This window comes from Streptomyces sp. NPDC059906 (assembly GCF_042730645.1).
Classification (GTDB): Bacteria; Actinomycetota; Actinomycetes; order Streptomycetales; family Streptomycetaceae; genus Streptomyces; species Streptomyces rubrogriseus.
This window is the reverse complement of record NZ_JBHWKU010000016.1, coordinates 182,777-190,808: the sequence shown is the minus strand read 5'-3', so window position 1 is coordinate 190,808 and position 8,032 is coordinate 182,777. Positions and strand designations below refer to the sequence as shown.

At 68.4% G+C, this 8,032-nt stretch carries 4 protein-coding genes; all 4 read left to right on the top strand.

What is annotated here, in order from left to right; genetic code table 11:
• Positions 1–307 precede the first annotated feature (307 nt).
• The 4 genes from ACFV9J_RS24410 to drmC all read left to right on the top strand — a co-directional run bounded on the left by ACFV9J_RS24410 (position 308) and on the right by drmC (position 7,917).
• Entirely contained in the window at positions 308–1,171 is an 864-nt protein-coding gene (locus ACFV9J_RS24410) for a tyrosine-type recombinase/integrase (protein WP_385357043.1), read from the top strand.
• A gap of 188 nt (positions 1,172–1,359) precedes the next feature.
• Entirely contained in the window at positions 1,360–5,202 is a 3,843-nt protein-coding gene (gene drmA / locus ACFV9J_RS24405) for a DISARM system helicase DrmA (protein ID WP_385357041.1), read from the top strand.
• Entirely contained in the window at positions 5,199–7,133 is a 1,935-nt protein-coding gene (drmB, locus tag ACFV9J_RS24400) for a DrmB family protein (protein ID WP_385357040.1), read from the top strand. The genes drmA and drmB overlap by 4 nt, the downstream gene beginning before the upstream one ends.
• A gap of 13 nt (positions 7,134–7,146) precedes the next feature.
• The gene (gene drmC, locus ACFV9J_RS24395; protein WP_385357039.1) at positions 7,147–7,917 is read left to right on the top strand and encodes a DISARM system phospholipase D-like protein DrmC; all 771 of its coding nucleotides are present in this window, start codon (positions 7,147–7,149) and stop codon (positions 7,915–7,917) included.
• The last annotated feature ends 115 nt before the right edge of the window (positions 7,918–8,032 follow it).

Sequence of the window (8,032 nt, the reverse complement as noted above, 5' to 3'; positions counted from 1 at the left end):
CGGCTGGCCGAGCAGTCCGGGCGGGAGTTGAGGTCCTCGCCGTTGAGGTAGGGGAAGAGGACGTCCTTGTTGCGGGGGTCGCGCTGGATGAGGTCCTCTGCCTGTTCGGGGGCGAGGATGAACCCCTTCCCCAACACGTATGAGCCGATGAACGCTGGTGATCTCTGAAGGGCCGCACCGTCAGGCTCGTTTGGCGCCCATCCGGATACCAGACGATTGCCGGTTGCCAAGAGCGCAGGTCAGGACGATTTAGGGGCGGATCTCGCCAAACTCATCGCGTCACGGTAAGTGCTCCACGACCAGGCACATGACGTTCCCCATGACACTCGACAAGTTCACTGAGGCTCAGCGAGCGGACGGCTACTCGACCAACACCATCGGCGCCCGAGTACGTTGCATCAGGGCCATAGCCCGCTCTGCCGGCGTAACCGCAGGCCAGCTCAAGGTCGATCATGTCATCGCGTACTTCGCCGCACGCCCCTTACGCCCATGGTCGCGCAGAACCTACCTGAACCATCTCCAGGCGTTTGGAAAGTGGCTGGGAGTGGACCTCGTACAGGGCATACGCAAGCCCGCAGCACCACGGTCAACACCTCATCCACTGGCAGAAGATGAACTCAAGCGGCTCACTTCAGTCACACGTGGAGCGCACAAGACCTGGGTCCTGCTAGGTGCCTTCTGCGGACTCCGCGCGCACGAAACGGCCAAACTTGCCAGGGAGGACCTATCCACTCTCGATGACGGCACAGCGATACTCCGCGTTACAGGCAAGGGCGGACGCACGGATACCATCCCTGTGCCACCGGTCGTCATGAAGGCACTGGACCTCACAGGAAGCGGCAGATTCTGGGAAGGAACGCGTGCCGAATCCGTCTCACGAACTGTCGCCGGGATCGCTGCAAAGATCGGCATCCGCATGCGCTACCACCAGCTGAGACACCGATACGGAACGATGGTCTACCGCTCTTCCGGCAGAGACCTGCTCATGACGCAACGCCTGATGCGCCACGCGTCTCCAGCGACCACAGCTGGGTACGCGGCCGTCGCGGACGACCGTGTTCACGTGGTTGTGCTTGATCTTCCAGGAGCTGACCCGGGCGCATCACGGCCAAAGCGGCGGAGCGCGAGCCTGCACCAATGCCTGTCGTGCCGCCAGGAAGCCCGAGCCTGAAGTGGTGTCCCACCGTGGGGCCTGCGGTAGCTCGGTGGGTCCGCGAAGCCAGCTGGGCCCTTGAGGCGGATTTGAGTCGTTCCCGGACTGGCACGGCCCTGTGCGGTTCACCGCCACCCCACCAATGTCAGTGGGTCCCCCTATCGTTGTTCGCGGGTGTCGGTCCGCACCCAGGGAGGGATACGCGCATGCCGTCGTCACCACAGAACGCCCCCGTTCCGGAGCCGGGCGTTCCCCACCCTGTGGACGAGGTCCCGCAGACCTTCCAGTCCGGGACTTCGTACGACGTCCGGGAGGAGCTCGGCAAGCTGATTTCACGGGATCTGCTGGGGCCGTGGGGCGACGAGACCGAGGCGCTGGCGCCGCATAGCGCGGGGCCCCGTGACCGGTACCTCGTCGGGCTTCTCGGGCCCCGGCCCGCGCCGACCGACGCTCCCGTGAAGGCCGCGGCGGGGCAAGCGGAGACCGAGGTCAGCGCTGAGGGGGACGGGCGGGACCCGGAGCTCGCAGAGCGGCTCACCCCGCAGGCCGCCGGACGGCTGTGGGCGTCGTCCATGGGGCTGAGCTTCCTGGTGCCGGCTGATGTGGGCATGCTCAGTGTCGTCGCCTCTTGGGGCCGGTACCGGCAGAGCGACAGCAAGACCGACGACGGCAAACCGGTGCGAGCGTGGTCGCGGGAGCCCGTCCGGTACGAGGTGGACATTCCCGTCGACTCGCCGGGCACCGTCCACAAGGTTCTGGAAGGCGTCGACGACAGCGACCCCGACCTTCCCTGCATCCGACTGAGCGTCCACGTACGGGAGCGCCCCGGCACCGTCGACGGCGCGGACAACCTGCGTTTCGTCGACGTATCGCTGATCAATGCGCTGGAGGAGTCCCGCGAACTGCGGGACGGGCAGTGGCTGTTCCAGACGAAGTTGGAAGTCACCTCCTTCGACGGGCAGTCCAGCGTCTTCCTGCCGATCGACGACCCGTTGTCCGACGAGCCCGGCCACATCGTGGAGAACCCCGAGGAACAGCATCTGCGGCTGCTGTACCGGCAGGAGTTGAAACACGCACACGGGCGGAACGTCGCCGTGCACGCGAGTGTTCTGCCGAAGGGGCGGCGCGCGGTCAGGTTGGAGACGACCTGGCTGCCGGTGAAGGACGTGCCGGCCACGGTTGCGCCGAACACGGCTCGGCAGCCGCTGCTCGCCGGTCTTGAGGTGGGCATGGACAAGCTCGCCGAACTGGCCGTCTGGGAGCGGCGCGACGAGCTGTTGAAGGCCCTGCAGCCGCTGGCCGACGGCTACGACGGCTGGTTGCAACAGCAGGCCGCCAAGGCGGAGTCGCTGTCGGGCGAACTGCGGACCGCCGCGCTGCGGGCGGTCGACGAGGCCCGCGACGCGTGCGGCCGGATCGCCCTCGGCATCGAGTTGCTGCACACCGACCGCGACGCGCTATGGGCGTTCCGTTTCGCCAACCGGGCCATGGCCATGCAGCGTCGGGCCACGGCGACGGCCGCGCTGCGAGCCGAGGGCGGCGAGAAGCCGCCCACGTACGCGGCGGCCTACGCCGAAGTCGATGCACGCGGTCCCTTGGCCGCGAGCTGGTACCCCTTTCAGCTGGCGTTCGTGCTGCTCAACCTGTGCTCCCTCACTAACCCCGCACACAAGGAGCGCCGGGCGGACAGCACCGCCACGGTCGACCTCCTGTTCTTCCCGACCGGTGGCGGTAAGACGGAGGCGTATCTCGGTCTCACGGCCTACACGTTCGCCATCCGGCGGCTGCAGAAGGTTGTCGGGGAGGGCGAGGACGCCCGCGAGGGGCGGGACGGTGTCGCCGTACTGATGCGGTACACCCTGCGGCTGTTGACGGCTCAGCAGTTCCAGCGGGCGTCTGCCCTGGTGTGTGCGACAGAAGTACTCCGCAGGGAGGACGAGGACGTCTGGGGCCGCAGGCCGTTCCGTATCGGGCTGTGGGTTGGTTCCGGTGTCTCGCCGAACTGGTACGGGGACGCAGCGCAACAGATTGCCGAGGCCAACGAGTCCGCCTCGGGGCGACACGCCAACGTCTTGCAGGTGCTGTCCTGCCCGTGGTGCGGCGAGGAGCTGCGCGCGTGGCGGGACGTGGCACCGGACGACGTACGGCGGCGCGTCATCGTGTACTGCCCGCGCGGGGAAGACGCGGAACCCTGCCCGTTCTCCCGGATGCGTGCGCGGGGCGAGGGGCTGCCGATCCTCACGGTCGACGAGGAGATCTACAGGCTGGTGCCGAGCCTGCTGATCGCGACTGTGGACAAGCTCGCCCAGCTGCCGTGGCGCGGCTATGCGGGCATGTTGTTCGGGCGCGTGAGTGCCTACTGCGATCGGCATGGCTACCGCCACGACGACCTCGACGAGGAGATCGGCTGCGGGTCCCGGCATAACGCCAAGGACCGGCACAAGGCCGTGACCAGCCGGCCGATGCTGCGGCGGCTGCGGCCCCCGGATCTCATCATCCAGGACGAGCTGCACCTGATCTCCGGGGCGTTGGGCACCACAGTGGGGCTGTTCGAGTCGGCCGTCGACCAGCTGTGCACCTGGAGGGCGAAGGACGCACACGGGCAGCTCCGGGACACCGGGCCGAAGATCGTCGCGTCGACAGCCACCACCCGCAACGCCCGTGCGCAGGTGCTGGGCGTGTTCGCCCGGGACCTGGCGATCTTCCCGCCGCAGGTGGTCGACGTGAGCGACACCTTCTTTTCCCAACAGGTCGACGTCACCCGTGACAACCCCGGGCGGCGTTACTACGGCGTCTGCGCGCACGGGGTGCGTATGAAGGCCGCCGAGATTCGTGTCGCAGAGATCCTCCTGCTCGCCGGGCAGCACATGTTCGACCTCTACGGCGCTCCCGCAGATCCGTACATGACGGTGGTCGGGTACTTCAACGCGACCAAGGAACTCGCCGGTATGCGGCGGGTCCTGGACGACGACGTGCCGAGCCGGCTGCGTGCCAACGGACGCCGCCGGGGCATCGCCAACCGGCTGCTGCGCGACACCGACATGCTCAACCTCCAGGAGCTGACCTCCCGTATCTCGTCGGCGGAGATCAGCGCCACCCTCAAGCGGCTGGAGATCGGGTTCAACCCGGAGCACGACACGTCGGTGCGCAAGAAGGCGATTGTCGACGAGCTCCGGGATGCCGGGAGGGCCCGTGAGCCACGCGTCCTGCCTGCCCCGCTGCACCGCAGGCCGGTCGACCACGTGCTGGCCACGTCGATGCTCCAGGTGGGCGTGGACGTCTCCCGCTTCGGCCTGATGGTCGTCACCGGACAGCCGAAGAACACCGCCGAATACATTCAGGCGTCCTCCCGTGTCGGACGTCAGGCCAAGCGGCCGGGCATCGTGATCACGCTCTACAACTGGGCACGGCCCCGGGATCTCGCCCACTTCGAGGACTTCGAGCACTACCACGCGACGTTCTACCGGCAGGTCGAAGCGCTGTCGGTGACCCCGTTCACGCGGCGGGCGCTCGACCGGGGCACCACCGCCACGTATGTCTCCGCCGTGCGGCAGGCGTGCGACGAGTTCTCCGACAACGTGGACGCGGAGGGGGTGGACCTCGACGACCCTCGGGTGCAGGACGTCGAGCGGCGGCTGCTTGCCCGCGCGGAGGCCGTGGACGGGGACCGGGCGCGCGGCTACCTCGCCGAGCGCATAGACGCCCTGCGTGACGCCTGGACGGCCAAGAAGGGAGAGCAGGGCAGGCTCGGCTACCGGGGCCAGACCCGGCAGAAGCAGACGGTGCTGGGCCTGCTGCGCAACGCGGACGGCAGCGGATGGGACGTGCTCACCGTCCCGCAGTCGATGCGCGAGACGGAGAACGAGATCAACATGCTGCTCTCCGCCGACACCGTGCTGTCGGCGCCGGCAGGCAACGCCTGGGAGTTCGGACCACCCGCCGAAAACGGCGATGGCCGGGATACGGCGAGTGGCGACGAACTCGGCGAGGTGCCGGATCCGGACGGGAACGGCGACGACAAAGGCACGGTCAGGGGGCGGCGGTCATGAGCAGCGGCGGATACTTCAGGCGGGTGGGAGCGGTACGGCCAAGCCACCTCATGTTCACCGGCGGCGTCGGCGCCCTCGTCGACCTGCCCAACTTCTCCGTCATGGTCAAGGGCCTCGACCACTGGAGTTACGCCGGTGTGCCCGATCCGGTAATCGAGGAGCCCCGGCTCCGCGGGGCCGTCAACCGGGCCCTGCGACGCTACGGTCCGAACCAGGTGGGCGAACTGCGAGCCGCCCCGTGGATCCCAGGCACCGACACAGACCCGAAGGGGAACGCGGCACGGATCGGCGTGCCCGTGACCCCTTTCCCGCAGTGGCTGCGCTGTACGGCGTGCAATGAGCTGGCCTCCCTGGGTTCGGGCAAGTGGGGGTTCGAGAACAACAACGCCCGCCGCCCTGACGAGGCGCGGTTCTACCACGAGAACTGCTACCGGAAGAAGAAGGGCCGCAAGCCCCTCGCCGTGGCCGCCCGCTTCGCGCTCGCCTGCACCAAGGGCCACCTCGACGAGTTCCCGTACACGGAGTTCGTGCACGAGGGTCGCGCCTGCCCCGACACGACGTACCCGACGCTGCGGATGCGCGACAACGGTGGCAACCTCGCGGCCAACGTCTCCCTCGAATGCCTCGTGTGCAAGAAGGCCAAACGGAACATCCGGGACGCGATGGGTGACAAGGGCCGCGCGAACCTGCCCCGCTGCCGTGGCCGGCACCCGCAGTGGGACGGCGTCTACGACACCTGCGACGAGACGCCGTATCTGCTGGTCGTGGGTGCGTCCAACCAATGGTTCCCCGTGACGCTCAGCGCACTGGCACTGCCCGATACCGGGACCGACTCACTGCGCAAGCTCGTCGAGGAACGCTGGCTGGACCTAGAGGACTTCGAGGACGAGGCGGAGATCGCCATGTTCGCCAAGAAGTCGAAGCACCACCGCTACCTTCGCGACTACGAGCCCGCACAGGTCTGGCAGGCCATCTCCGCCTACCGCGCGGCCCTGTCGGGAGATGCGGGCGAGACCGAGCAGCCGCCGGGCCCTCCGGACCTGCTGACCCCCGAGTGGCAGGTGCTGTCCGCGGCGAAGACCGCCGACCCGACCGAGGACTTCGCGCTCGTGGACGCCTCGCTCAGTGGGCCGCTGTCCACCGTCTTCTCCCAGGTGCGGCAGGTGGAGCGGCTACGCGAGGTGCGGGCCCTCATCGGTTTCACTCGGCTGGACGCCCCCGATCCCGAGGACCCCGGCCTGGTCACCCGCGTCGACCTGGGGCGGCGCGAACGCGACTGGGTGCCGGCCAGCGAGGTGCGTGGCGAGGGGCTGTTTCTGAGGGTGGACGATCACCTGATCGAGCAGTGGGAGCAGCGGGTCGCGTCGAGCGACGCCCTCGCCGCACATGCCGCGGCTTTCGGCCGGTTCCGTGAGCACCGCAGGTCGGAACGGGTCCAGGACGGCTCCGACCTGATGCAAGGCTGGCCGGGCAGTCGTTACATCGCCCTTCACACGCTCTCCCATCTGCTCATCCGCACCATCGCGATGGAGTGCGGCTACAACTCGGCGAGTCTGGCCGAGCGGATCTATAGCGGCGACGCCGAGGAACGGCGGACCGGCATCCTCATCTACACGGCCGTCCCGGACTCGGAGGGCACGCTTGGCGGGCTGGTCTCCCTCGCCGATCAGGATCCGAGCACTGAGGAGAACCGGCTGGCCAGGATCGTACGGACGGCGCTGTACAAGGCAGGGCGGTGCTCCTCGGACCCGCTGTGCGGCGAGCGTCTTCCCAAGGCGCCGGAGGACTTCCTGCACGGTGCCGCTTGCCACTCCTGTCTGTTCGTGTCTGAGACGACGTGCGAGCGCGGCAACCGGTTCCTGGACCGGCGGTTCATCACCCACCTGGCAGGCGACCCGAAAACGCTGGCCCTCATCCCGGACTTCGGGTGAGCGGATCGACCCGGTGAGCCGCAGACGATTCGAGGCGGCGGCAGCGACGGCCGCCGCCTCGCTCGGGCCCACACGGACCAAGGCGCTGGCCACGCTCCTCTCCCAGGGCCGCTCGCCCGCGTACATCCTCGGCAGGCTCCAGACGCCGGCCGCGCTGGAAGCCGTATCGGCGTTGCTGGCGTCGATGACGGAGGACAGCGTTCCCTCGGCGGAGGCGGCGGCGTATCTGCGGGGTTACGCGGCGGCCTGGACCCGGCGGCGCGAGGACACCGAGGCCCGTGCGGTGTGGAGCGGCCCTTCCACGCCTGGGACACCCGGCCGCGCCACCGCCCAGGTGCTGACGGAGGTGGTCGGCGCCGCGGAACACCGGCTCGTCGCCGTGACCTACTCGGCCCGCTCGTACGCACCGCTGACCGCAGCGCTGTCCGAGGCCGTGGCCCGAGGCGTCACGGTGGACATCGTCGTGGAGACGCTGAAAGGCGCGGGCGGGCTGCTCTCCGGGAGCGAACCGGCCGACGCTTTCTCCCGTATACCGGGCTTGCGGCTCTGGCACTGGCCGACGGGCCAACGCCCCACCCCCGGCAGCCGGTTGCATGCGAAATTGGCGGTGGCCGACGACCGGATCCTCTTCCTCTCCAGCGCCAACCTCACGGCGGCCGGCGCCGAGCGCAACATCGAGGCGGGCGTCCTGCTGAATGGCGGTCCTATGCCGGGGCGAATGGCGGACCACATACGGGAGTTGCAGCGTCGGGGGGTTCTCGCGCGGTGGCCAGGAGCTTCATGAGGTACCGCCACCGTCGAATGATCGCCATTCACATGACCGATTGACAGCCACTGTGCCCGGACAGCCGGAAACTGATCAACAATTGAGCCTCCAAGTTTCGCGAAATGCAGGAGGT

Bases quoted from the DNA above. Each gene is read 5' to 3' on its own strand.
- ACFV9J_RS24410 (WP_385357043.1), top strand. From the start codon at position 308: ATGACGTTCCCCATGACACTCGACAAGTTCACTGAGGCTCAGCGAGCG.
- drmA (WP_385357041.1), top strand. From the start codon at position 1,360: ATGCCGTCGTCACCACAGAACGCCCCCGTTCCGGAGCCGGGCGTTCCC.
- drmB (WP_385357040.1), top strand. From the start codon at position 5,199: ATGAGCAGCGGCGGATACTTCAGGCGGGTGGGAGCGGTACGGCCAAGC.